Origin of the sequence: Photobacterium chitinilyticum (genome assembly GCF_004104355.1) — a bacterium.
In the GTDB taxonomy this organism is placed as follows: domain Bacteria; phylum Pseudomonadota; class Gammaproteobacteria; order Enterobacterales; family Vibrionaceae; genus Photobacterium; species Photobacterium chitinilyticum.
The window spans coordinates 644,521-669,271 of the sequence record NZ_RJLM01000001.1; the positions used below are offsets into that span (position 1 = coordinate 644,521).

The window sequence follows — 24,751 nt, forward strand, 5'->3', positions numbered from 1 at the left end:
TAGCTCAAGATAAGACACCCAGATATAACAAAGCCCGCTATCGTAGCGGGCTTTATTGTTTACGTATAAATACGGTATTGGTGGTTAGCGTGCCTTAGCTCGGCTACGGTTTGGCTTTCCGCCTTGGCTTTGTCCTTGACCTTGGCGTTGACCGGATGTCGGCTTGCCATTACGATTCGGACGACCAGAGCTCTTATCGTTACGATTGCCAGCCGATTGTCCTGCTGCCTTACTGCCAGTCTTGTTTCTGTTACCTTGCTGGCTTTGGTTGCCATTTTTATTGCCGTTGGTTCGGCTACCTGGTTTGCGTTTGCCATCATTTCGAATATCTGGCTGATTCGGGTGCTTGGTCGCGAAGCGTTTTGCACCGTGACGGCCTGAGCCTCGGCGTTGTGCCGGAGTTAGTTCAGCGTCGCTGCCTTCTTCTGGCACCAAGCAATTTGGTCGATCACCAATAAGGTATTTTTTACCCATCGAGATAAGTGCCTCGCGGATCACCGCCCAGTTTAGCGGATCATGGTAACGCAACAGCGCTTTGTGCAGTCGGCGTTGGCGATCCCCTTTGGCCACAAACAAATCTTCACGTTTTTTATATTTAACGCGCTTGAGCGGGTTTGTTTCTGAGTGGTACATAGCCGTCGCATTACACATCGGAGACGGGTAGAAGTTTTGTACCTGATCGCACTGAAAATCATTCTTCTTGAGCCAAAGGGCCAAGTTCAGCATATCTTCGTCGGTCGAGCCTGGGTGCGCCGAAATGAAATAGGGGATCAGATACTGTTTCTTGCCAGCCTCTTTGCTGTATTTCTCGAATAATTCTTTGAAACGGTCATAGCTGCCCATACCTGGCTTCATCATCAGGTCCAGCGTGCCTTTTTCTGTATGTTCAGGGGCAATTTTCAGATAACCGCCAACATGATGGGTGACCAGTTCACGAATATATTCCGGAGATTCGATAGCCAAATCATAGCGGACACCAGAAGCAATCAAGATCTTTTTGATGCCGTCAACATTACGAGCTTTGCGGTAAAGGTCGATGGTGTACTTGTGGTCGGTATCGAGTTTCTTGCAAATCTCTGGGAAGATACATGACGGACGACGACAGTTGGCTTCTGCTCGAGGATCCGAGCAGCCTAGGCGGTACATGTTAGCTGTCGGTCCGCCTAGATCTGAAATGGTACCAGTAAAGCCCGGTACTTTATCACGGATGTCTTCCAGCTCGTTTATGATTGACTCGTGAGATCGGTTTTGAATAATACGGCCTTCATGCTCGGTGATCGAACAGAAAGAACACCCACCAAAACAACCGCGCATGATATTTACACTGGTTTTGATCATGTCATAGGCTGGGATCTTGGCCTTACCGTATGAAGGGTGAGGAACACGCGCATAAGGTAAACCAAATACAAAGTCCATCTCTTCTGTAGTCAGTGGAATTGGCGGCTTATTTATCCACAGCTCGCGATCAGCATGCTTCTGGATGAGGGCACGCGATGAGTACGGGTTGGTTTCAAGGTGCATAACCCGGCTGGCATGAGCATACAGAATGCGGTCGTTGCGTAGCTTTTCAAAAGACGGTAAGCGAATTGCCGTGCTTTTGGAGTCATGGCGAGATGGTTGGATTTGAACCGGTTTTGCTTCAACCTCGGTCTTTTTTTCTGCCTTATTGGTTTCGCAGTTTTCTTCTGTTGCATAAGGGTTTGGCATCGCCATTGCCTTGCCCGGTTTCTCGATGCGGCTGGAATCGATTTCCTTATAGCCTTCAGGCAGTTCTTTCATGATCACTGCCGTACCGGCAATGTCGGTTAATGTCGTAATGTCCTCACCTTTGGCCAGACGGTGAGCAACTTCAACCAGTGCACGCTCGGCATTACCAAACAGCAGAATATCGCCCTTGGCATCAAACAGAACAGAGCGACGAACTTTGTCTGACCAGTAGTCGTAATGTGACAGTCGGCGCAGGCTGGCTTCGATGCCGCCTAGAACGATCGGAGCCTCTTTGTATGCTTCACGACAGCGCTGCGAATAGACCAAAACCGCACGGTCAGGACGCTTGCCGCCTTCGTTGTTCGGTGTATACGCATCATCATGACGCAGCTTGCGGTCAGCCGTATAACGGTTGATCATCGAATCCATGTTACCGGCTGTAATGCCAAAAAACAGATTCGGCTTGCCCAGTGTCATAAAGGCATCTTTGTTGTTCCATTCTGGCTGGGAAATGATCCCGACCCGGAAACCTTGCGATTCGAGCAAACGGCCAATAATCGCCATACCGAAGCTTGGGTGGTCAACATAGGCATCACCGGTAACGATAATAATGTCGCAGCTATCCCAGCCAAGTGCATCCATTTCCGCACGTGTTGTCGGTAGGAATGGCGCAGTGCCGTAGCATTCCGCCCAGTATTTGGGATAGCTAGTTATTGGTGTTACATCAGTGTGCATACATTGGCCTCAATCTTAGAAGGCGGGAATTATAGCCGCTCGGTAAATAACTGGCTAGCCCTTATATTCTCTGGGCTTGACTTGCCAATAGGGGATAAAACGAATGTGGATTAATCTTAGCTTGAATATCAGTAAACCTGCTGCTTTTTATACTGTAAAAAGAGGGGACTTCTACTTTGAGCTAACAGTATATCTGAGCCAGAAAAACAGCTCTGATGCTTGCTGTACAAATACGAAATCGGTTGTTCTATAAATGGTGCGGTATACCATAAATAGGTTTTTGCTGTATTGATGAAAGCGTTACAGAGAAGTCAGCATCTAAACCGTATGGGGGTAGCATGTTCACGATTTCTCCGATAGCTAAGGGGGCTACATCGGTGAAAAAGGTTCACCGATGTAAATATGGTTATTCTATGCGCTTTAGTTTGTAGACTATCAGGTTTTCATCAGTATAGAAGCTAGTAATAATGTTATCGTTTATCTTCCGAAGGCGAAGTGAGCTGAATATCTTGGTTTTTTTATCCAACTTATCTTTAAGTGACTGGCTATCTGAATCAGCAGCTACCTGTATTAAAATTATTCGACCATCACTATTTTTTTGATATTGAGCGTCATAGCGAACATTGAATTTTTTTGCACGCTGATCTTGTCCGAAGACGTTCATCGTATTGCCGTCAAACTCAAAATAAAACGCCTCACCTCCTTGAGCTTCGGCCTGCCAAAAGCCATTGATTCCGTAGAAGGCAGGGGTGTACTTCTCTTTAAGAAAAAAGGAAACCAGCGAGAGTAGGCTTACGCTAATCAGTAGTTTTACTAGGGGGTGATATTTACGCATTGCTTATCCTTTTCACACCCATAAATAGTGGTACCAACTTTGTCGATGTAGTGATAGTGGGTCAACTGTAATGTTGAGTGGATCAGTTCAAGTTCATTCTCGGTCGGGGTAAAGAGTACGTATGTCTCGTTTATACGTATAGCTTTGGTATCATCCGGCTGGACAAGACTGACACCTGACACGATTAGCACGCTAATGATGATACTGATTAGGAATAAAACAGGGTTGCTCAGTTTAAAGGCCTGTTTTTTCACCTTGTTCAGAGAAGTTGGCGTGATGGTATCGGAATTCTCATTCAGCTTTATATTGGTTGTAGCACCGAGACTTTCAGAAATAGGCGGAGCACTGGTATGAAACTCAGGCTTTACACCTAACTTGTAGCCACGCTTGGGAACGGTAAGAATCACTGCTTTGCCTTGGTTAAAGAGTTTTGAGCGCAAGCTGTTTACCGTTTGATTGATTGTAAATTCAGACGCATAGGTATTTGCCCACACGTTTTCCGCAATATCGGTTCTAAGAGCAACGTTCGGATATCGCTGACATAAATACTTGAGTAACTCAGCCTCTTTGACACGTAACTGAGATTGAGCATTATCATTGGTGTTCGTGATCGACATATCGGCTAGCGATACCTTCAGATTCTGAAGGCTAATATAGTTGATATTATCGTCGAGCTGTTTTGCCATATTGGTTTTTCAGTACTTTGGTGAATGTATCATGATGAAGTTATAGACGAGCTAATTATGATATAGTTCAAACTCCTAAGCAATAAGATGCAGGTATAACGAACTGGAAAGAATACCCGTTCGGTAGCGTGTTCGTCTGATTAGCCGAAGGATTTTCCAAGCCCTTTGAGCATGGTAACCTTTTCGCGCATTAAAATGGATGATCTTTCCATTTTTTCTACTTGTTCTAGGTTTTTTGTCGAAGAGTATGATATTAGGTTAACATTGTTGCTGATTTCAGCTGAGACCACACCTTGCTCCTCAGCAGCCGTTGCAATCTGGGTGGATATTTCAGCCATTTCGTCGACCATGAAAACAACTTCCCGAATGCTCTGTGCTGTTGCTTCAGTGTTTACGACACATTGTTTGGTTTTTCCTATGTTCATGCTTGTCCGCACCTGCCATTGATTCAGCGTTGAGTTAATGTCGCTGATGCCGTGTTGTATCTTTTCCGTTGCACCATGGGTTCGTTGAGAGAGCGCGCGTACTTCATCGGCGACAACGGCAAACCCGCGCCCTTGCTCACCTGCGCGTGCAGCTTCAATAGCTGCGTTAAGTGCCAGTAGGTTGGTCTGTTCTGCTATCCCCTGAATTTCAACCATCATTGTTTCTATCTGATCAGAGACTCTAACGAGAGATTTGGCTGTTTCAGCGGTATTTTCCGTTTCCTGCTCCAGTTCATTGATAGCATGCTGGGTTAAGTTGAGCGCCTCTGTAGTCTTAATGCACTGTTGTTGTGCATTAGTAACTTTATCAGCCGTTAGCTGGGTATTTTGAGCAATCTCATTAGACACTGCTGATAATTCGGTGATTGCCGAGGCAATCATTTGTGTCTCTTGATCTTGTTCGGTGATAGAAGCTTTAGTGGAAGTGGAAGCTTGTTGTAGCGTATCGGCAACATCCTTTAACGCAATAGAGGCGTCATCAACCCGGCCTAATACCGTTTTGAGTCTAGCATCGCCCAGCTGTATGTGAAACTTGGCTATAGACTCTTTTGAGTCTCCGCTATAGATAATACGGGTCAGGCTATCATACTTGTTTGTCAGCTGCTGCAAGAACGAAGGAGTGCCCAGGAGCTCGTTGCGGTACAGTAAGAAAACAAAGCCAAGAGGAAGTAGGGGGCTGAATTCGGCGTACTCAGGAATCAAGAAGTGTCCACCAGCAATAGTTAGGATTGTAATCAGCGCGCACAAAATCAATTTTTGGGATATGGACAATTGGAAAGAATACGGGTTCTTCTTCTGGTTGAGTTGTTGATAGATATGAGTTGCCGTACTGATCATGTCATTGCTGGCTTTTCGCCTTACCGACTGGTAACCACACACTTGATTGTTTTCATACAGTGGTGTGACGTATGCGTCTACCCAATAGTAGCTACCGTCTTTGCAGCAATTTTTGACAATCCCCCGCCAAGGCTGTTCTGCTTTGAGGTGTTGCCATAAGTCAGCGAAGGCTTGCGGTGGCATATCTGGATGTCGGATTATGTTGTGATGCTGCCCTACAAGCTCGTCAGCGGAGTAACCACAGGTGTCAACGAATTCATCGTTAGCGTAAGTGATGACACCTTTAAGATCGGTTGTAGTTACAAGTTGGGCATTAGGAGGCAGTACAGTTTCGTTATCAGTGACATGGTTATTCTTTCGCATAGATATTCCCTCTCTACATCAAAAGTCATGGCTTGACGACAGAAGCGGTACCACAAGCTCCACAAGTCATAAAACGGCTTTTATAACGACAAAAGTGCCATTACAAACAGTGCGGTATAACTCCGCTTAAAATCAAATGTAGATGGGATCTGACTCATGTACCTAATTGATTTTTACGCGGTTTATAATGAAACAGCGTATTTTCCTTGATATTGTTCGATTCTTCTTTCTATTTGTTGCTTATGATACGTATTGCGGGCGTGGTGGCTGTGTCGAGCTCAAATACGATATAAAATTTCAAGAAGCTTTGTTTTATAAAATATATTAGCTGGGAAGTGGTGTTGGAGGGAGTTTATCTCGGACGCTGAGTTTTAAAATTAGAAGGTTATTGTTTTTAAGTGTTTGTTTATAAAGGAAAGCCCACAATAAATGTGGGCTTTGAGAGTATTAATGTGTTTGGTTAAACTGCTGGGACCATAATTTGGGTGGCGATGATCACCACAATGATACCCACAAACACCGGAACAGAGGTACGTTTCACAACCTCGAACGGAGATAGCTTCGCCATACCCGAACAGGCAACGACAACACCAGATACCGGAGAAATCGTACGGCCAAGGTTTGATGCCTGGAGCATAGGAATAACGAGATATGCCGGGTTGATGCCCATTTTGGCTGCCAGACTAGGGATTAGCTCGACGAAGGCATAGAAAGGCGCATTACCAGAACCTGTGGTAACCGCAGCAATGGCTGTGATACCAACCAAAAGGATCATTAGGAAGATACCTCCGGCACCTGCAATCTCTGCAAGGTGAAGCAGGTTGTCGATGAAGCCGACTGATTTCAGGCCCTGGGCAAATACGCCGGCAGCAATCAACAACATAACCACACTTGAGAACGCATCGGCCATGCCTTTATAAGCCGCATCCAAGCCTTCAAAAACGGCTTTGGAGTTACGATGGCGAATTAGCTCGATAATGGCAGTCATGAACATGCAAATCACCAGAATGGTAACGATGTGCAGCTCTGGGAATAGCTTTCCGCTGAACAGTAATACGCCAATAATAGGAGTGAAAGGCAGGATGCAGAAGAATTTCGGCGCATCAACAGTCAGCTCGCTAACATCCAGCTTCTCGTGAACAACGCCTTCTTTGTTATCGAGGTAGCGCTGCCAGAAAAAGTGCGCTGCTGCCATAGCGATAATAGCAACAATAGAAATCGGCAGTGTCGTTTTGAAGGCAAAGTCGATAAGTTCCATACCTGATGCTTCGGCAGCAACAACAACGTCGCCCGATGTCGGAGCTAGAATGATCGCTGCCGGTGAAGCACAGATAGCAGCAGCCGCTCCGCGGCTGATACCCATATTAACCATTAGCGGGAACAGGGTGGCCATAAGCAATACACCTAGGCCGGTAGCAGAAGCCACTGCTAACGACATTAGGCAGGCAACAAAATAGGCCGCAACCATTAGTACGTAAGGTGATTTAATAAACTTCAATGGCTTTGATGCCATCTTAACTACCATGTCATTGGCACCGATCTTTGTCATGTAAGTTGCGAAACCACAAAGTACCATGATCATCATACCAAGGCCGCCTGCACGGTAGCTTAGTAGGTATTTGATATATTCAAACACGTCAGTGGCAGCATTACCGGTAGATGTTACACCTGTAGGCAATACGTTTTTACCCAATACAGCAGTGATGGCTAGTAAAATAATACCGCCAGTTAAAAGCACTCCAGTTGCAGTATATCCTTTGAAAATGTATCGGCCGACAACCACAGCGACCAGAAGACCAATTAGTAGTTCCAACATGGAAAAATCCTTTAAAACCAAAATGAGACGGGGGATGAAGAAATGTGTCCGCTTAAAAATGCTTTGTTACACATTGTTTGTGGTCAATTTACCTAATAGCTGATTGATAGACGACATAATGTTGGCCTTACTATGATCTAAAGCAGGATTTTTATTTAGGTGTTGTTATGATGCTATCGTGATGTTTTCTTTGGTGGGGAAATCTGAAAATAAAAGGTTAACTGCTGTTTTGAGCGATATGTCGGTCAACCGCCCTTGAGTGTTATTTTCAGACGGTATTGCTGAGTCCGGTGAGATGAAAAACAATTTAAAATGTAATGAAACTGATTTATTGGCAATGTTTTTTAACAAATTCCATAAAGGCGCGATCGGCAACGGAAAGGTAGCCATTTTTCCGCCAAGCGATTGCAATATCAAGAAATATAGGTTGGCTAAATGGGATAGGAGCCAAGCCTTTTTCGTGTTGAGTCACCATTTCCAGCAAGGCAGTAATGGCAAAATCATTACGGACAATTTTTAATATCATTGGCAGTAGATTAGTCTCAAAAGCAATACGAGGCGTTAACTGATACTGATGGCACACTTCATCGATGAACTCACGATGAAAATAGCCTTGCTTGAACATAACTAACTCATGTTTGAAAAAATCATTGAAACTGATTGTTTCCTGCTGGGATAACGGGCTTCCTTCACTAGCCACTGCAACCATTTGTGAGGTGATGAGGTGTTCAGTCGCCAGGCTGTCGGGGACGTCAGCATTGTGGATGATACCGAGATCCAACTCGCCGTTAAGCAGCATTTTTCGAATGGATTGTGTGCCGGCTTCAACGATAGTGAGTTTCAAATTGGGATATTGGCTTTTGAAGTCCATCAGGATGTCGGGGAAAAAATACGAACCGAGCATACTCGGCAGACCGAGGCGTACTTCACCCTTTTCAAGCCCTTTCAACTCGGCCATCGCGATTTTGGCGTCTTCCATCTGCTGGAGAATTAATCTGGCGTGTTCAAGCAATATATCGCCTTCATGGGTAAGCACAACTTTTCTGTCATTGCGATGAAAAAGAGGAAGCTCGAGCTGACTTTCAAGCTTTTTGATTGCGATGCTTAACGCGGGTTGCGCTATATGCAGTTGCTCCGCTGCACGGGTAAAGTTTCCCGTTTCTGCAAGCCTGACAAAGTAGGTAAGTTGACGTATATTCATAGCTATAAACAAAATTTATCATCTCTATATTTTTAATATATTTTCATTATTACACTTGAATTGCTACCGTTTTAATAGTTCTCGAATAATTAGTCTTCAACGGTATGGCTGTCGCGCAATGATTGATTTAAAAACCCCCGCTTATAAACGAGCAAGTTTTGCCCTTGCTTTGGGATCCTTCCTGGTGTTTTGCAATCTCTATTTGTTTCAGCCAATGCTGCCGTTGATGGCCAATGAGTTTTCTGCCAGCGCGGCAGAAGTCAATTGGTTGTTGGCGGCAGGTACGTTGTCACTGGCAGTCATGTTGGTGCCCTGGGCGGTTGGCTCGGAAATCATAGGCCGTCGCCGGGTAATGCTCATTAGTCTGTTTTTACTACCAATTGTAGGGTTATTGATGCTAGGGGCTGATGATTTGTTCATGCTGAGCCTCGCACGGGCTTGTATGGGGGCGGCATTGGCCGGGTTTGCCGCTGTCGCTGTTGCCTATATGGCTGAAGAGTTTACGCCAAGAGCCTTAATGGTTGCCGTGGGCGGTTATATCAGCGCTAACTCGCTCGGAGGCATTGTCGGTCGTTTGTCGGGGGGATTTATTTCAGATCACTGGGGATGGCAAACCGCGGTGATCAGTATGGCGCTGTTCAGTTTGGTGGTTGCCTTGCTTGTTTGGAAACTGCTGCCCCCGCAGCAACATTTTGTTGCCAGAAAAGGCCAACTGAGAATGCATTCCCAGAGTGTGCTCCAGCACCTGCGAAAGCCCGTTCTGTGGTATGCGATGATGATCGGCGGGGTGAATTTTGCTTTGTTCGTTAACCTTTACACGGTGATGGGCTTTCGCTTGGTCGCTGAGCCTTATTCGGTGCCGGTCAGCTGGGCCTCTATGATTTTCTTATGTTATCTCAGTGGTACCCTGAGCGCCAAGTTCAGTGGTAGATGGAGCCAGACACATAACCCTATCACCGGAATGATCATTGGGACAACGGTTAGTGTGGTTGGACTATGGGTCGCTGCTATAGAGGCGATTCCTGCGATGATGCTCGGCCTCATACTCATAAGCTCGGGAGCCTTTTTTACTCATTCACTGGCTTACGCCTGGGTGAGTCAGAAAGCGACCATAGCCAAAGCGACGGCCACCGCGTTGTATCTCGTCCACTATTATGTCGGTGGCAGCCTTGGGGGATTCTACTTGATTGCCTGCTGGCAATATGGTGCGTGGCCAGCTGTGCTCGTCGGCGGTATGGTATTTTATGGTGTGATCTACTTGCTATGTTTGCAGTTAATGAATAAAGAAAAAGCCGCAGTCGAAGGGGGGCAGCCTGCGGCTTGAGGAAAGTTCGAGTTTATCTAGAATTTGAACTGGCCGACAACGTCATCAAGCTGCTCGGCCATGACGGAGACGCCTTGGCTGGCTTTTGATGATTGGTTAACGGCTGATGCGGTATTTATCGCCAGCTCCGAAATACGCGTGATGTTCTTATCTATTTCTGCTGAAACCATAGTTTGTTGCTCCGATGCCGAGGCTATCTGCAGGTTCTTATCAGAAATTTCAGTAATTGCTTCCACGATGCGGTTGACAGAATCTGTTGCCTGATTGGTTTGGGTGACGGTTAGCTCTGTCTGTGATTGACTCTTTTGCATAATGGCCACGCTCTCTTCTACACCGGTGTGCAGCCGCTCTATGGTGTGCTCTATTTCCTGGGTAGAGCTATGTGTACGCTGCGCAAGCTGGCGGACTTCATCCGCAACAACGGCAAAGCCTCGGCCATGGTCTCCTGCTCGCGCAGCCTCAATGGCGGCATTGAGAGCCAGCAGGTTGGTTTGCTCGGTAATATCACGGATCACGGCTATCACTTTGTTGATGTTGTTACTTTCTGTTTCAAGGCGCTCAATAAGTGTTTGTGATTCGGCAATATCCGTGGCCAGTGCCTGGATACATTCACCGGCCTGCTGACTGGTTTGAAGGCTGCTCTGAGCCTCTAGTTTCACTTTTTCAGCAGAGTTGGCCGCATCATTGATATTGCTGGCGATTTCACTGCTGGTGGCTAACAGCTGATTGATTGCAGCGGCGACATTGGAAGATTCAGCCTGTTGCTGCTCAGCGTTTTCCAAACTGTGATCAGATGCAGAGGTTGACTCGGCGGCAGCACTAGATACTTGCTGCGATATGCCAGCGATATCGGTAATAATCGATTGTAGCTTGGAAGTGAACTTGTCGAAGGAATGGCTGAGTTCAGCTAGCTCATCATGTCCGCTGTCATTCATTCTGACTGTTAAATCACCGTTGCCTTCTGCAATGTCTTTCATCATGTGGTTAACAGTCGATAGGCGCTTTGTGATTTGGCGGCTGAACGCAAGTAAGACTAGCGTCATCAGCAGGGTTAGTACTACACCGCTGATAACTAATGTGAGTTTTTCTTGCTGCTGCTGGTTATTGATATCATTTACGATTGCAAGCTCAAGCCTGTCAATTTCATTTTCTACCACGTGGACTTTTTTTCTGAGTTCACCGTATAGTCCCTCGGTGAATGTGAGACCGATAGTGGTGTAGCCCTCAACCAGTTCTTCAAACATCATTTGATACATGATCAGGCTTCGTCTAAGTCCTTTTTGTTCAGTACGACTGTAGGGCTTGTCTCTTAGCGTCTGCTGCAGGGTGTCGAGGTTGTTATTGAAGTATGTCAGGTGCTCAGGTTTATTGGTGATGATGAAGTCTTTTTCGTTGCGCCTGAGGTTGAGCAGCATGCGGTAGAGTTGTTCGTCACCTGTTGCTAGTATTTTCTCTTCAGCGATATTTGCGGCATTATTGATATTGCCGCGCACCCCGTCTTTCATCGTCAGACCTATCAGGATGCTTTGATCGGTAATAACATTAAATTGGGTCGAGTACTGATCAAGCACCTCTAGAGCATAGTCAAAGCTGTTCTCGTGCTGGTTACTGTACTGACGAAGGATTTCTTTGACTCGGTTTATGCGATCGGTCAGCGCTACTTGGTCAGCATTGAATTGCTTGATGTATTTGACATCGAGCCGGGCAAGGAAGTCTTTTTCATGGCGGCGCAGTTTCAGCAAGTCAGCTTTACTGTGTGCGGTTTCTTGCGCAGCAAACTGTAAATTATCAATTTTCCTGAAAGAGACCATTTCAAAAAAGCCGAAAGCAAGCATCGAGACGACAAGGATGAAGCTGATGAGGTATAGCTTTGCTTTGATAGTCTGAACAGACAGTATGCGCATTATTTACTCCCTTAGTTATATAGGCACCGTGTCCACACGGGCCTCCAGAGGGCTGCTATCGGCTGTTACCAGCGCTAGCTACTGCATACTTCAGCTATAGGATAGGTATCCTGATGCTTCCCTGAATTTCGCTTTCTCCATCGTCCATTAATTCGGACAGCATTGACGGCTTTTCTTCTGGCACATAAATAACTATAGGATCTATATCAGGAATTTTGTAATAAAAAGAAGAAAGGGCCTATTCGGCCCTTTTTAATTTATGCGATAGCCATGGCTAATACAGAGACGGGGTGAATGGTCTCAAGGTCGGTATTTTCTTCAATCTGCCATTTGCAGGTTTCACAGTCGGTAATGGCGAAGTCAGCATTTTCACTGCGAATTTGCTTGAATAGTTTGCTACCGATAGCCATTGAAGTGTCATAGTTTTCAGTTTTGAAGCCATAAGTCCCGGCAAGGCCACAACACTGGCTGTCCAAGACGACGAGCTCCAGGCCCGGGATCATCTTGAGCAGTTCAATGGTATACAGGCTGCCACCGGTACGTTCTAGGTGGCAGGGCGTGTGATAGACCACCTTTTTATTGATTGGCTTCATCTTGGGAACATTGCCATTCATGAAGCTTTTTAGCAGGAAGCGAGTAACAAACTCTAGCTTGTCGGCTACCTGGCTGTTATCTACTTTCAATACCTCGGGGTATTCTTCCCGGAGCGTAAATGAACAAGTTGACGAGGTAGAGATGATTGGTGCGTCATATTTTTCAATGGCATCGGTAAAGTTCTTTACGTTCAGCTTGGCATTTTTCTTCGCTTTATCAAAAAAGCCATTGGCGATCAGCGGTACACCACAACACTTTTCTTTATCGAGCAACTGGACACCAATGCTCATCGCATTCATCACTTTGACAAAGTCTTTGCCGAGCTGAGGGTTGTTGTAGTTTACATAGCAGCCATGAAAGTAGTGAACCTGCTGCGGGTACAGGGCCTGGCTGGTACAGTTTTGTTTGTACCAACGGCGGAAAGTACCGTGAGAGTATTTGGGCAGGCTCTTATGATCATGCACTCCGATGGTTTTGTGCATGATTTTTTTGACCGGCTTCATACCCGTAATGGCATTGACGACGGGAGCAAATGGTGTCGCTGCAGTACCCATTAAATCCGTATGGCTGAGAACAAAATCACGGATTGTTTTGATGTTCAATGGCATCTTTGCATGCTCGTCACGAGCAACGGCGATCATGTCACCGATTTTTACCCCGGAAGGGCAGGCGGTTTCACAACGTTTGCAGTTGGTACACAGCTTCAGTGTTTCATCATAAAACTCAGGGCTTTTAATGCGCAGGCGCTCGCCATCTGGACCACATTGCTTGGGGCCAGGGTATTGCGGGTTTGCTTTTGCGACAGGGCAATAAACTGTACATACAGTGCACTTGATACATTGATCAAAGCTGGTGTCTTTTTTTAGAAGGCTCATGCGAAAGTCCTTTCTTGTTGTTTGTCATCTGTTGTTTGGCGTTGCGCTTTAATCATCTGCTCGGCGACATAATGGCCGGTGCTGATGGCAACACCGCTGCCGCAGCCTTCGAAGACCGGATCATAATGTGCGAGTAGGGCGCCGGCACAGTAAAGATTGCTGATCGTCTGGTTGTGGAGGGATGGCTGTAACTGTGAGTTGCAAGTCACCCCCATTTTGAGAAACGGATGACTTTGCTTGGCAAAGAATTCAGGTTGATACCAGTGATCGCGGTGTGGGAGATCAGTCATATCAAGCCCGAAGATTGGCTCTTCAATGCTGTGTCGCTGGGCACTCATACCGCGGCTGAAGAAACTGCCGCTGGCGATCAGAAAATGGTCTGCGATGAGTGGCATATCGAGGTGGTTTTTGGTGTAAATACGCTTTAGTTCACCGTTTTCGAAATCACCACGTCGTACTTCGTCACCGGCAAGGATCAGGCCGCCCAGTGCCTTGAAGTGGGATTTCATTGCTTCCTCGAGACGGATGCCGAGTAGGGAAGGTGGCATTGTCGGGATTTCACAAATTTTATAACCAGTTAAACCTTCAAGAAGTTTTATGGTGGCAGCGCCGTCACCATTACCGAATATTGCAGGTAGAATGACAAGATCAACCTTGCCGACTTGGTGGATCATTGACTTGGCGAAGGCATGGAGCTTGGTTTCATCACGCAGAACCCGAGACAGATCTATTGAGCGGAATTCGCAGGGGTTGCGCTGCATGGTGTCGAAATCGGGCAGTTCGACGGCTGCTGTTTTGATGGTTACACCTTTAAACTGAGGAAGTTTTGCTAGATTATCGGCAGCCAACTTGGGTTGAAAGTCGCGGAAACCATCAATAGTGACAAGAGCGACGGCGTCTAATCCTTGCGCCACGTCAGACAGTGGGAACTGGTGTACCGTTTGCTGTGATAGCCATGTCGAACGGAATGTTCCCATCGGTGTGACACGTAGATGATTCGAATCATCGTTTTGTGCTGTCAGGTATACGCCACGCTCATCCATCATAGCCTGGTACCAGGCCAGTGCGTCACGTGTTGCTTGCTCACCTAACTTGCTGTAGGGATGCTCTGGGCTTTGGCTCTTCAGAGAATTAAAGGCTTCGAAGGGATTAGCCACCGGCTGTCCATCAGGCAAACGGCTCAATACGTCGATAGAGCCTGATGAAAAGTGCAGTGCACTCTGGCCAGCAGCGATAACCGTGGTTTTTAAACCGGCCTCGGCACAGCGGATCGCACAACTTAGGCCTGCAACACCACCACCAATAATTATGCTATCAAATTTCATGCTCGACCTCGTCTGATGTTTCGCTGGTTGTGGTATTCGTTGTGGAACTGAGTGTTTGATTTGTTGAAGCTATCACTTGTTGTTCAGGGAGATCACTGACACCAAACAAGCCTTCATAGATCCAGTAGGTAAACTCACCTTCACGTAGTGCATCTCCCCAGAATACGGGTTTGATACCTTTCCAACGTTCTTCAAGGAATTCACCTAACAAGTGGCTTGCTTCGGTGCCGGATGTTTTGCCATATTCCGAGAATAAGCCTGCTGCGCGGTAGGAGCAGAGTTCACCTTGGCAAGGTCCCATCCCAACACGGGTACGGCGGCGTAGGTCAATAAGGTTATGGACATCGAGTTCTTTAATGGCGTATTCCACTTCGCCACAGGTCACCATTTCGCATTCGCAGATAACGGCCTGACTCTTCTTGTCACCCTTGAGGAACTTCTCTGCTCGTTCGCCGTGGCGGTAATAGGCTGATTGATAAACGGGTTTCGCCAAGCTAGCTGTTTTTTTGGTTTTCTCGGTAGCTTGCTCCGAGCCGGGAAGGGGCTTTTCATGGGTGATACAGCGTTGTGAGTTACCCAGCTTTTTGGCAACCAGATCTGTGGTCCATTCTGCCATCATGCGGTAAGTCATCAGCTTGCCACCTGTAATGGTAATAAAGCCATCCATGCCATCACGTTCGGCGTGGTCAAGCAGTACGATGCCACGGCTGATGTTACGGCCACTGGTATCGCCATCGACAGCAACCAGAGGACGTACGCCGGCATAGGCCCGAAGCACTCGGGTGTTGGCCATAATAGGCGCGAGCTTGGCACCTTCCTCGAGTAGTACGTCGATTTCTCTGCTGGTTACGTGTAAATCGTCGATTTTGTCATAATCAATGCGCTCTGATGTGGTTCCGATCAGAGATATGGTGTCACCGGGTACCAAGATATCGGCATCCGACGGTTTACGGCAGCGGTTTATCACCAGATTGTTGATACGGTAATCGAGGATCAGAAGTGATCCTTTTGCCGGGAACATCTTAATATTCAGATCGCCATATTCGCAGATCTGCTGACCCCAGATTCCGGCGGCATTGACTACCTGCTTGGCGTGAACAGCAAAATGCTCGCCAGTTTTCATGTTCAGGCAATTGACGCCCTTCACGGTATGTCCGTCTCGGATCAGTCCGGTAACAGTTGTGTGGTTGAACAGACGGGCACCATGCTCGACGGCATCGAGTACGTTGGAGGCGGCAAGGCGAAACGGATCCAGCGTTCCGTCAGGTACTTTGACGGCACCAATGAGGTCGGGGTTACAATTGGGCTCGAGGCGCAATGCCTCCTGCGGCGTTAACTGTTCGACATCGATATCAGCTCGCTGGCAGGACGACAGAAAAGTTTTCTGAAAGTCGAGATCATCGTCCGGCAGTGAGATGAACAGCCCTTGCGTATCTTCAACGCAGTGGCGGGCAATTTTTTTTAGTATCCGGTTTTCTTGAATACATTCTTCAGCGGATTCTTGATCCGTAACGGCATAACGAGCGCCTGAATGGAGTAGGCCGTGGTTGCGGCCGGTCGTGCCCGAAGCAAGGTCATCCCTTTCAACCAGAATACACGCCATCCCTCGTAACGCGCAGTCTCGCATGATGCCCGTGCCGGTTGCGCCCCCACCGATGATAACAACGTCTGTTTCAAACCAACTAGTCATGTTCGTTTTCGCTTATTGTTTTGGTAAGTTACTCAGGAACTGTTTGATTCCCTATCTTATAGGAATAAATATGCCACTTTTGTTGCGGGTATTATTTGATCTAATACACATAAATGAGCGAACGAGCATTCGTTCGCGCTATAACTGGTTTGATTGAGTGAAAACCACACAAAAAAAGAGCCAATAGGCTCTTTTGGCAAGGGAGAAAGACGAGAAGATCAGGCAAATGTTCTGCGGCGCTCATTGCCTTGGTATTGGAAGCCTACAGGGTGGAAGCGACAGCAATCACGACCAGAATCCTTGCATTCATATAACGCGCGATCTGCTCGTTCAATCATAGATGATAGTGTATCGCCATCAGAGAACGTTGAGATTCCGATACAAGCGGTGATTTGTAGTTTGCTGGCTGTTGAATTTGGTTATTGTAAATAAACAAGCAGCGACCTTGAACCTGTATATTGATTGGTATTTCTAATGTGATTGGATGAATTTATTAATGGGTAACCTAATTTTGGTTGGAAAATTTACCGTCAGGCTTTTTTACTGCGGACTTGATTGTGCAATCAATCAGTGAACTTGCTATGATCCCTCCTCATTTTTATTGATACAAGTTTGAGCATGTTTACAGGTTATTTGACGTTTCTGATCCCCGCTTTGTTGGGTGCGCAATTGATTTTTACTTTGGTGTTAACCAAGGGGGAGATATGTCCGGGCCAGCGTGGCAGGGTGCACAAAATGTTGCCTGTAATTTTGGTTGGCTGGGTTGTTGCTGTTATTAGCCATCCGGTAGCCTTGCTACCATTACTGACACTGGGGTTTTTCACCTTCAAGGTCAAAACGGGGAAAACACGTAATGCGGGCCCGTTGAAAGCTCTCTATACTGCAGATGTTTTGGCGATGCTTAGCTGGTTGCTATTGCTGCCGGCAATGAATATTCCTCAAATTGGCCTGAGTTTCATGGCTGTGGCACTGTTTGGCAGCTCCCTGGCTCATTTGCTGCTGACTCAAGCTCGCACTCGTTTGCAGGCTTTTCACCGAATCTTACCTTTTACCGGATTTATCAGTGCAATTATCAGCGTGCTGCTGATGCTGTGGTTATTTACTGGTATGGATGAGTCAACTCTACAATCGATGATTTCTGATGTTGTCGGTTCGTTGGTGTTACTGGTATTGGCGCTGCTTGTTTGGGCTGGACATATTCTGCTGACTAAGACAGTAAATCGCTGGCAGTTATTGGTGGCTTCTTTGTTGCTGGTGGCGTCGGGGAGTATGCAGCTGGCATTATTCTAAGCTCACAGTCACATAAGCGAAAAAGCCCTTCCGATTGGAAGGGCTTTTTGTAGCAGGCTACCGGAGAATGGCTATGCTTATCTTTAGATACAGGCACTGTTACCGATGCAGGTGATCTAAGGGGTGAGTATGGAAATTAGTAATCTATTAAATATGGATGGCACTATCGTTCTTGGTATTGTGAACGAAAGGCTCCGCTTGGAATGCTCGACAATAGAAGAGCTGGTTAGCCGTTACGAGCTGGATACCGATGAGTTGAACGATAAGATGGAAGCGCTGGGTTATCACTACGATCCCATCTCTAATCAATTTAAATAAAAGCGTAATACTATGTAATTACCTGAACATCAGGCGCTTTTAATTCCCTCTAGGTGGGTCTGGCATTGCTGCTTGGCTGTTGCAAAGAAGGCTTGCAGGTAGTGCCTTTCCCGCTCGGAAGCTCGAATAGCGGCAAACAGTCGTCGCCACAACCCATCTCCAAGCGGTTTGCTAACAATTAAGCCTTGACGGGCAAAGTCATAGATTGCCCAGTTTGGTAGTGCCGCAACGCCCAATCCAGCCGACACCATTTGTACCAGCATCAAGGTATTGTCCGCTTGCTTCCAGTTCTGAGGCTCTATCTCTGCCGGTTGCAAAAAGTGTTTTACGACATCTAATCGTCCTTTTTGAACCGGGTAGCTGAGCATGGTCTGATCGGCTAGGTCTTCCGGAGATATATAGTCTTTATTAGCCAGTGGTGATTGCGGCGAAACGATCAATCGCATTTCAAAGTCGAACAGTGGCTCGAAATGGACTTCACTACGGGCCTGGATGTCGGAGGTGATCACGAGATCGAGCTCACCGGCACTCAACGCCGGCAGCGGCTCGAAACCGAAACCAGAAGAAAAATCCAATGTCACGCTAGGCCAATGGATCTGATATTCCTTCAGAGCAGGCATTAACCATTGGAAGCAGGAATGGCATTCGATGGCCATATGTAAGCGACCATGGGCATCTTCTTTCAAACTGGCAAGCTCATGTTCGGCCTTAGAAATACGAGGGATCAAGTCGTCTGCCAACCGGAGGAGAATCTCGCCCTCGGCGGTGAATTTTACCGGTCGGGTTTTTCTTAAAAATAGCTGGCCGCCAAGCCGCTGCTCTAGATCTTTCAACTGGTGGGATAGGGCGGATTGTGTCAGGCATAGGGTGTTGGCTGTTGCTGTCAGCGAGCCGGTATCCCGTAGTACCGATAATGTTCTTAGGTGTTTAATTTCAATCATGGCTTCTTTTACCGTCCCTGTCGCAAAATACTCATCCTTTTTATCCATTGAAATACAGCCAATTTCAGATAGCTGCCGGATGAGTTGATAACGCCAATGTACCTGCTAACTTAAGCGGTGTAAACATCTAGACGTCTAAATGAAGTGTGATGAATGAGAACTTTTCATTATTAATTTTTCTCATAATCAATGTGAATGATAAGAAATTGTTCATGTTTATCGGTTAAGCCATTGTTTAGTCATCGACAGTTACCAGCATGAGAGAGACTGCAAAATGACAACGAATTCTAATAAAACATTGGCCTCGAATAAAACTTCGACCTTAGATAAAACAACGACCCACATTCTTGGTTATCCACGTGTAGGCAGCCAGCGAGAGCTGAAATTTGCCCAGGAAAAATACTGGCGAGGCGAAATCGAGCAGAACGAGCTAAAAGAAGTCGGCAGTTTGCTGCGCCACCGCCACTGGGGCGATCAGGTCGGTGCTGGTTTGGACTATGTTTCAGTAGGAGATTTTGCTTGGTACGATCATGTACTGAGCACCAGTATGCTGTTGGGCCACATTCCTAAGCGCCATAATAACGGCTTTCCTGATCTCGATACCTTATTCCGTGTTGCCCGTGGCAAGGCTCCGACAGGGTGTGCTTGTGCTGCCTCGGACATGACTAAGTGGTTTAACACCAACTATCATTACATCGTGCCGGAATTTAGTGCCGATGATCAGTTCAATATTAGTTGGCTGCAGTTATTCGAGGAAGTGGCAGAAGCTAAAAAATCTGGTCATGAGGTGAAACCTGTATTACTTGGGCCTATATCTTATCTGTGGCTTGGTAAAGAAAAAGATGCTGGTTTCGACCGTCTGTCATTACTGCCTCGATTGTTGACAGCCTACCAGCAGATCCTCGGCAAGCTGGCTGGACTTGGCGTTGAATGGGTGCAAATTGATGAGCCGGTATTAACCCTAGAGTTGCCGAAGGAGTGGGCTGAGTCATTCAAGCTGGCTTACCAAGTGTTAAATGGCAGTACGAAGTTACTGCTGACCACGTACTTTGACAACATTACTCACCATTTGGAAAAAATTGTCTCGCTGAAAGTGGATGGTTTGCACATTGACCTGTCAGCTTCGCCTGAGCAGCTGAGTGATGTAGTGGCTGCTTTGCCTCAAGATTGGGTACTTTCAGCCGGCGTCATTAATGGTCGTAATGTGTGGCGTGCTGATCTGGCTCAGCTACTGACTACCTTGCAACCCGTTAAGGAGCAACTAGGATCTCGTCTGTGGTTGGCGAGTTCTTGTTCTCTCCTGCATAGCCCGATTGATTTGGATTTGGAAACTGAGATCAAGCCCGAGGTACGTCAGTGGTTGTCATTTGCCAAGCAAAAATGCCGTGAAGTGACCTTGCTTGCTCAGGCTCTTGATGGCAGCGAATTAGCTCTGCAGGAGTGCCTGCACTACAGCGCGCCGATTAAGGCCCGTGCAACAAGTAAGTTGGTGAACAATGCTGAAGTGCGCCAGCGTACCCTGGCAATTACGCCTGCATTGGCAGAGAGAAAGGCTCCATACGCCGAGCGAGCAAGACAGCAACGCGCTGCACTTAATTTGCCACTGCTACCAACGACGACGATTGGCTCGTTCCCGCAGACCAATGAGATCCGTGCCCAGCGACGAGATTTTAAGGCTGGCCGACTAACAGAAGCCGAATACAATACGGCGCTTCAAGGCCATATCGCCGATGCGATTGAGCGTCAGCAAAAACTTGATCTTGATGTTTTGGTTCATGGTGAAGCTGAACGTAACGACATGGTGGAATATTTTGCCGAGTTATTGGAAGGTTTTGCGGTAACTCGTTTTGGCTGGGTACAAAGTTATGGTTCTCGCTGTGTTAAACCGGCGGTGATTGTTTCTGATATCTACCGGGCCAAACCAATGACAGTAGACTGGACAAGCTATGCCCAGTCACTGACGAAGAAACTGGTGAAGGGCATGCTAACCGGGCCGGTTACTATCCTCGGTTGGACCTTCCCGCGTGAAGACTTGACTCGTGAAGAAGTGGCGAACCAGATTGCACTGGCACTGCGAGATGAAGTTACCGATCTTCAATCTGCTGGCATTAAGGTTATTCAAATAGATGAGCCTGCTATTCGCGAAGGTCTGCCACTTAAAGCGTCGCAGTGGCAGGCGTATCTGAAATGGGCGGTGAATGCGTTTAAGATCTCAGCAGCCAGTGCTGATCCGCAAACCCAGATCCATACCCACATGTGTTATAGCGAGTTCAACGACATTATAGAATCTGTTGCTGCGCTGGATGCCGATGTGATCACCATCGAAACGTCGCGTTCGGATATGGAGCTGCTGAAAGCGTTTGAAGAGTTTGACTATCCGAATGAGATAGGCCCGGGTGTGTACGATATCCACTCGCCGAATATCCCGGATGTCGAGCATATTACTCAGCTGGTAGAAAAAGCCGAAACACTCATTCCTACAGAACGCTTGTGGATTAACCCAGACTGCGGATTAAAAACCCGTAACTGGGAAGAAACTGAAGCAGCATTACGCAGTTTGGTGGCGGCGGCTAAGGCGCTCAGAGAACAATGGCAGGCGAAAGCGGTTTAGCCTGTCTGTAATTAAAAAAGAGCGCAATTTGCGCTCTTTTCTCTGTTATTGGGTTTCTGTACGTTTAAAAGTGAGAGTATGGTCAGCATTTGTAAGCGTCAGCTCATTGCCGGTAATGTTGGCATCGCTCCATTCCATTAGGGTGCTGCTCATTACCCGTTCCATTTCCATCGCTGGCTCTGGGCAGGCCATCATAGTCATCCCCATTTTTTCTACGCGTAGCTTACCGTCTTTTAGTTCTGCCTGACCAAAGTAACGGTTGCAGCCAGAATGACCATTGGCAGAAAAGTCAGTGCTTAGCTCAAGGTTTGGCGCTTTGAACGGCTCCGGTAAATCAACGGTTTTGTTATCGACTTTGGTTAATACCCAGTTATGGGTTGCCAGATCGGCTTCGGCGATGACCTGTGAAGTGCTGCTATTGTTGGCAGCACAAGCTGCAAGAATAACGGGTAAGGCTAAAATTGTTAAAAAACGCTTTCTCATAATATGGTTCCCGGAGTTTATTTATTATACTGCGCCCATTCGAACATAAGTTTCCTGAATATTAGGTTAATCGCTTATATTACCGATTGTACGCCGTTTATTATTGTTGTGACTTTAATAACGAGCAAGAGTTCATCTTCGTGAACACTTCGTAACATTTATCGATTGAAAAATAGTGACCTTATGGCTACTCATTAATCTCAGCATGTTATTTATAGACAATAGTTTGCCAAATGTAACCTTGATTTCTGTTAAGGCAATGTCATTTTTGCGCTTTGTAACAATTAATATATGCCCAATAAGTAGGTGATATTAGTTTGCTTGATAATTGACTGTATGACATTCGGTTTTCATCAATTACTCCTTCTTTTTATCGACCACATGCAGATGCACATCTTGCTGAGGAAAGGGGATGGATAGCCCCTCTTTGTCAAAGCGAATTTTTACTTCACGGGTAATGTCCCAATAGACATCCCAGTAGTCTTCTGTTTTCACCCAGGGGCGAACAATGAAGTCGACTGATGAGGTGTTCAGGGTTTGTAACTTGATAGTTTTTTCCGGTGAGCGCAGTATTGCCGGATGTGCATTAATGATGTCGTTCAGTACCCGCTCGGCGTGTTCGACACTGTCGCTGTAGCCAATTCCGAATACCATATCAACCCGGCGGACACGTTCATGGGTGACGTTTTTGATGGTATCGCCCCATATTTTACTGTTAGGAACAATCATGATCTGGTTGTCAAAAGTCTTGATTGTGGTGCTGACCAAGCTCATATGGCTCACTTTGCCGGAAACGCCACCGGCCTCGACAAAGTCGCCGACGTCAAAAGGCCTATAGATCAATAGCATCATGCCAGAGGCAAAGTTGGACAGGGTATCTTGAAGAGCGAAGCCGATGATCACTCCGGCAACCCCGAAACCGGTCAGTATAGGAGCCAAGTTGAGGCCAATTTGCGACAGGGCGATCAGAAGGCCAATGATGAAGACTCCTTTGCCGCTCATCGAGATAAAGAAGTCCTGCATCAGTTGAGACATTCGCAGGTTAGGTGATGATACCGCCCTGGTCACCATTTTCCGTGTGAGCTTTTTTAAGATCCGGAAGATAAAAATAATAAAGGCGAAAATAAACAGCTTGAACAGGACTTGAGGGGTATTGTCGATAAGCCATTGGACAACGTTTTTTATCCAACTGGAAAATAAGGAAATGAGCACTTTAGGTTTTAGCAGCTCGTCGGTCAGCTCTCCGGTTACTTCGAAAATTTGCTGGGTGTATTGGGTGGTCTCTATCTCCATTGTGTCGGCCAGCTCGACGAGAAATTTTAGGTTTTCGATATCACTGGCTATATTTCTCTGAGCTAAAAGGTGTTCAAGCTGAACCGAGGGCTTTTCGCCTTCGGATGCAGTCTTCAATTGTTTGAGCAACAGTGCTTCTTGTTGGTTATTGAAGGAGAGTGAAGCAGACATGAACTCAAGCCGGTGGCTGATGTCATCAGTGAGAGCGTCAGCACTACTGGGATCCGGAGAGTCAAGTAGTTCAAGCCATTCGTAATTTATCCACTGCTCAGCCAGCAATCGGGTATAGAATCGGCGGGCATCATCGAGTGTATTTTGTACCGATAACTTTTCTTCCTGTACTGCCTCGTCGAGCATTATTTCTTCAGCAGTAATTTTTTCCTCAAGAAACTCAGAGGCCTGTGAAATGAAAATGACCTGCTGATTTACGTATTTCAGCAGTACTGTAACGGTTTCATCTGTACGGTTGTCGATTAAGCTCTTGATGACGCTGCGTAGTTCGTCATTTTTGTTGAGCAGTTGCATTTCAACAACACTTCTTGCTGAGCCAGTTTTGGTGAGAGACTCCTGGTGGAGTGCGGCTATCTCCTTTTCGAGTGATGCTAGTTGTTGTGTTTGTTCTTTATGTTGTTCAGCCACCACGACAGATGAGATGAATAACAGGATGATCATCAGTATGCGCATGTTACTGTTCACTCTTGCTACCTGATTTATAAAAGAGGTTAATCAGGCCAAGAGCCGAAACTGTTGAGGCATGATACCCAATATCAGATTATGTCTTGTTGACATAAAAACTGGTGCTGGGGAAGCTGCCAGCACCAGTCTGGCATGTAATTCTCCTGATTAAGGATAACCGTCATAGGTTGGTGGCGGAGGCTCAAAATGTAGATTAGATCATTATAATGCTGGCGGTCGCAGATGAGAGTGTCACAGGCAGAAACCGCAATGGTCTCGGCCATGAGTTGTTGTTCGGCCCCTTTTGTTTTGCAGAACGACATGAGGTTTTGGTTCTGGCAGCATGAGATGAGCTGTTTGGCAAGAGATGTTGATGACTGTAGGATGCCGACTAACCTAGGCTGCTTCTCAAGTTTGGTTAGTAGGTTAATCCATGTCGTTGCCTGCTTGAACTCTTTACATCTCTGCATAACATCACCCTATAATTCAGCGAAAATAAAAGTCGTCCATGTGCATGTTAAAAATAGTCAATAATGATGACTTTGAAAACAGTGTTTTTATATTAGGGATGCGTTTTAGGAATAATGTCAGCATAAGGTCAAATGATGGGACTAAAAAAGCCCATACACTCTTTACTCGAAGGAGTAAGAGGTATGGGCAAAGTCGCGAGAGTAATGAACCCAAGTAAACGAGTGGCTTGGGTGTAAAGCGTGTTAAATGAACACACAAGTTAGTACTTTTTTACAGTGCTATTCACCGTACT

At 46.5% G+C, this 24,751-nt stretch carries 18 protein-coding genes and 1 pseudogene; 4 read left to right on the forward strand and 15 right to left on the reverse strand.

What is annotated here, in order from left to right; genetic code table 11:
- Window positions 1–84 precede the first annotated feature (84 nt).
- The 6 genes from EDI28_RS02760 to EDI28_RS02785 form a co-directional block, all read right to left on the reverse strand.
- Window positions 85–2,442, reverse strand: a complete 2,358-nt coding sequence (locus tag EDI28_RS02760) for a YgiQ family radical SAM protein (protein ID WP_128782300.1) — start codon at window positions 2,440–2,442, stop codon at window positions 85–87.
- 406 nt (window positions 2,443–2,848) lie between these two features.
- Window positions 2,849–3,277, reverse strand: coding sequence for a hypothetical protein (locus tag EDI28_RS02765; protein WP_128782301.1), 429 nt, complete (start codon window positions 3,275–3,277; stop codon window positions 2,849–2,851).
- A complete protein-coding gene (locus tag EDI28_RS02770) occupies window positions 3,256–3,963 on the reverse strand; it encodes a winged helix-turn-helix domain-containing protein (protein WP_128782302.1) in 708 nt (235 codons plus the stop codon). The genes EDI28_RS02765 and EDI28_RS02770 overlap by 22 nt, the downstream gene beginning before the upstream one ends.
- A 140-nt stretch (window positions 3,964–4,103) precedes the next feature.
- Complete coding sequence (locus EDI28_RS02775; RefSeq protein ID WP_128782303.1) at window positions 4,104–5,648, reverse strand: methyl-accepting chemotaxis protein; 1,545 nt, start codon at window positions 5,646–5,648, stop codon at window positions 4,104–4,106.
- Between the two features lie 460 nt (window positions 5,649–6,108).
- The gene (gene dcuC / locus EDI28_RS02780) at window positions 6,109–7,464 is read right to left on the reverse strand and encodes an anaerobic C4-dicarboxylate transporter DcuC (RefSeq protein WP_128782304.1); all 1,356 of its coding nucleotides are present in this window, start codon (window positions 7,462–7,464) and stop codon (window positions 6,109–6,111) included.
- A 328-nt stretch (window positions 7,465–7,792) separates the two neighbouring features.
- Window positions 7,793–8,665 carry a LysR family transcriptional regulator gene (locus EDI28_RS02785; RefSeq protein ID WP_128782305.1) on the reverse strand — a complete coding sequence of 291 codons (873 nt, stop codon included), beginning with the start codon at window positions 8,663–8,665 and terminating at the stop codon, window positions 7,793–7,795.
- Window positions 8,666–8,783: 118 nt separating this feature from the next.
- On the opposite strand from EDI28_RS02785, the gene EDI28_RS02790 reads away from it, so the two are divergent.
- The gene (locus EDI28_RS02790) at window positions 8,784–9,989 is read left to right on the forward strand and encodes an MFS transporter (protein WP_128782306.1); all 1,206 of its coding nucleotides are present in this window, start codon (window positions 8,784–8,786) and stop codon (window positions 9,987–9,989) included.
- Window positions 9,990–10,006: 17 nt separating this feature from the next.
- Here EDI28_RS02790 and EDI28_RS02795 read toward each other — a convergent pair whose 3' ends face one another.
- The 5 genes and pseudogenes from EDI28_RS02795 to EDI28_RS27615 all read right to left on the reverse strand — a co-directional run.
- The gene (locus EDI28_RS02795) at window positions 10,007–11,893 is read right to left on the reverse strand and encodes a methyl-accepting chemotaxis protein (protein WP_128782307.1); all 1,887 of its coding nucleotides are present in this window, start codon (window positions 11,891–11,893) and stop codon (window positions 10,007–10,009) included.
- Window positions 11,894–12,150: 257 nt separating this feature from the next.
- Entirely contained in the window at window positions 12,151–13,362 is a 1,212-nt protein-coding gene (gene glpC, locus EDI28_RS02800) for an anaerobic glycerol-3-phosphate dehydrogenase subunit GlpC (RefSeq protein ID WP_128782308.1), read from the reverse strand.
- Window positions 13,359–14,687, reverse strand: coding sequence for a glycerol-3-phosphate dehydrogenase subunit GlpB (gene glpB / locus EDI28_RS02805; protein ID WP_128782309.1), 1,329 nt, complete (start codon window positions 14,685–14,687; stop codon window positions 13,359–13,361). The genes glpC and glpB overlap by 4 nt, the downstream gene beginning before the upstream one ends.
- Window positions 14,677–16,377: an anaerobic glycerol-3-phosphate dehydrogenase subunit A gene (glpA, locus tag EDI28_RS02810; protein WP_128782310.1), complete on the reverse strand. Its 1,701-nt coding sequence runs from the start codon at window positions 16,375–16,377 to the stop codon at window positions 14,677–14,679. Before glpA ends, glpB begins: the two co-directional genes overlap by 11 nt.
- Before the next feature lie 218 nt (window positions 16,378–16,595).
- Window positions 16,596–16,772 (reverse strand): annotated as a pseudogene (locus EDI28_RS27615) (GGDEF domain-containing protein); the annotation flags it as partial.
- A gap of 223 nt (window positions 16,773–16,995) precedes the next feature.
- On the opposite strand from EDI28_RS27615, the gene EDI28_RS02820 reads away from it, so the two are divergent.
- Both EDI28_RS02820 and EDI28_RS02825 read left to right on the forward strand, forming a co-directional pair.
- Entirely contained in the window at window positions 16,996–17,667 is a 672-nt protein-coding gene (locus EDI28_RS02820; RefSeq protein ID WP_128782964.1) for an HI_1241 family integral membrane domain, read from the forward strand.
- 129 nt (window positions 17,668–17,796) lie between these two features.
- On the forward strand, window positions 17,797–17,985 hold the full coding sequence (locus EDI28_RS02825) for a DUF4250 domain-containing protein (protein ID WP_128782311.1): 189 nt from the start codon (window positions 17,797–17,799) through the stop codon (window positions 17,983–17,985).
- Between the two features lie 29 nt (window positions 17,986–18,014).
- On the opposite strand, the gene metR is transcribed toward EDI28_RS02825, so the two are convergent.
- Window positions 18,015–18,926 (reverse strand): HTH-type transcriptional regulator MetR, encoded by a 912-nt coding sequence (gene metR / locus EDI28_RS02830; RefSeq protein ID WP_128782965.1) that lies wholly within the window; start codon window positions 18,924–18,926, stop codon window positions 18,015–18,017.
- 274 nt (window positions 18,927–19,200) lie between these two features.
- Here metR and metE point away from each other — a divergent pair, with 274 nt between their 5' ends.
- Window positions 19,201–21,537, forward strand: coding sequence for a 5-methyltetrahydropteroyltriglutamate--homocysteine S-methyltransferase (gene metE, locus EDI28_RS02835; RefSeq protein WP_128782312.1), 2,337 nt, complete (start codon window positions 19,201–19,203; stop codon window positions 21,535–21,537).
- A gap of 45 nt (window positions 21,538–21,582) precedes the next feature.
- On the opposite strand, the gene EDI28_RS02840 is transcribed toward metE, so the two are convergent.
- The 3 genes from EDI28_RS02840 to EDI28_RS02850 form a co-directional block, all read right to left on the reverse strand.
- Window positions 21,583–22,020, reverse strand: a complete 438-nt coding sequence (locus EDI28_RS02840) for an META domain-containing protein (RefSeq protein WP_128782313.1) — start codon at window positions 22,018–22,020, stop codon at window positions 21,583–21,585.
- Between the two features lie 357 nt (window positions 22,021–22,377).
- On the reverse strand, window positions 22,378–23,997 hold the full coding sequence (locus tag EDI28_RS02845; protein WP_128782966.1) for a mechanosensitive ion channel family protein: 1,620 nt from the start codon (window positions 23,995–23,997) through the stop codon (window positions 22,378–22,380).
- Between the two features lie 83 nt (window positions 23,998–24,080).
- Window positions 24,081–24,458, reverse strand: a complete 378-nt coding sequence (locus EDI28_RS02850) for a hypothetical protein (protein WP_128782314.1) — start codon at window positions 24,456–24,458, stop codon at window positions 24,081–24,083.
- Window positions 24,459–24,751 lie beyond the last annotated feature (293 nt).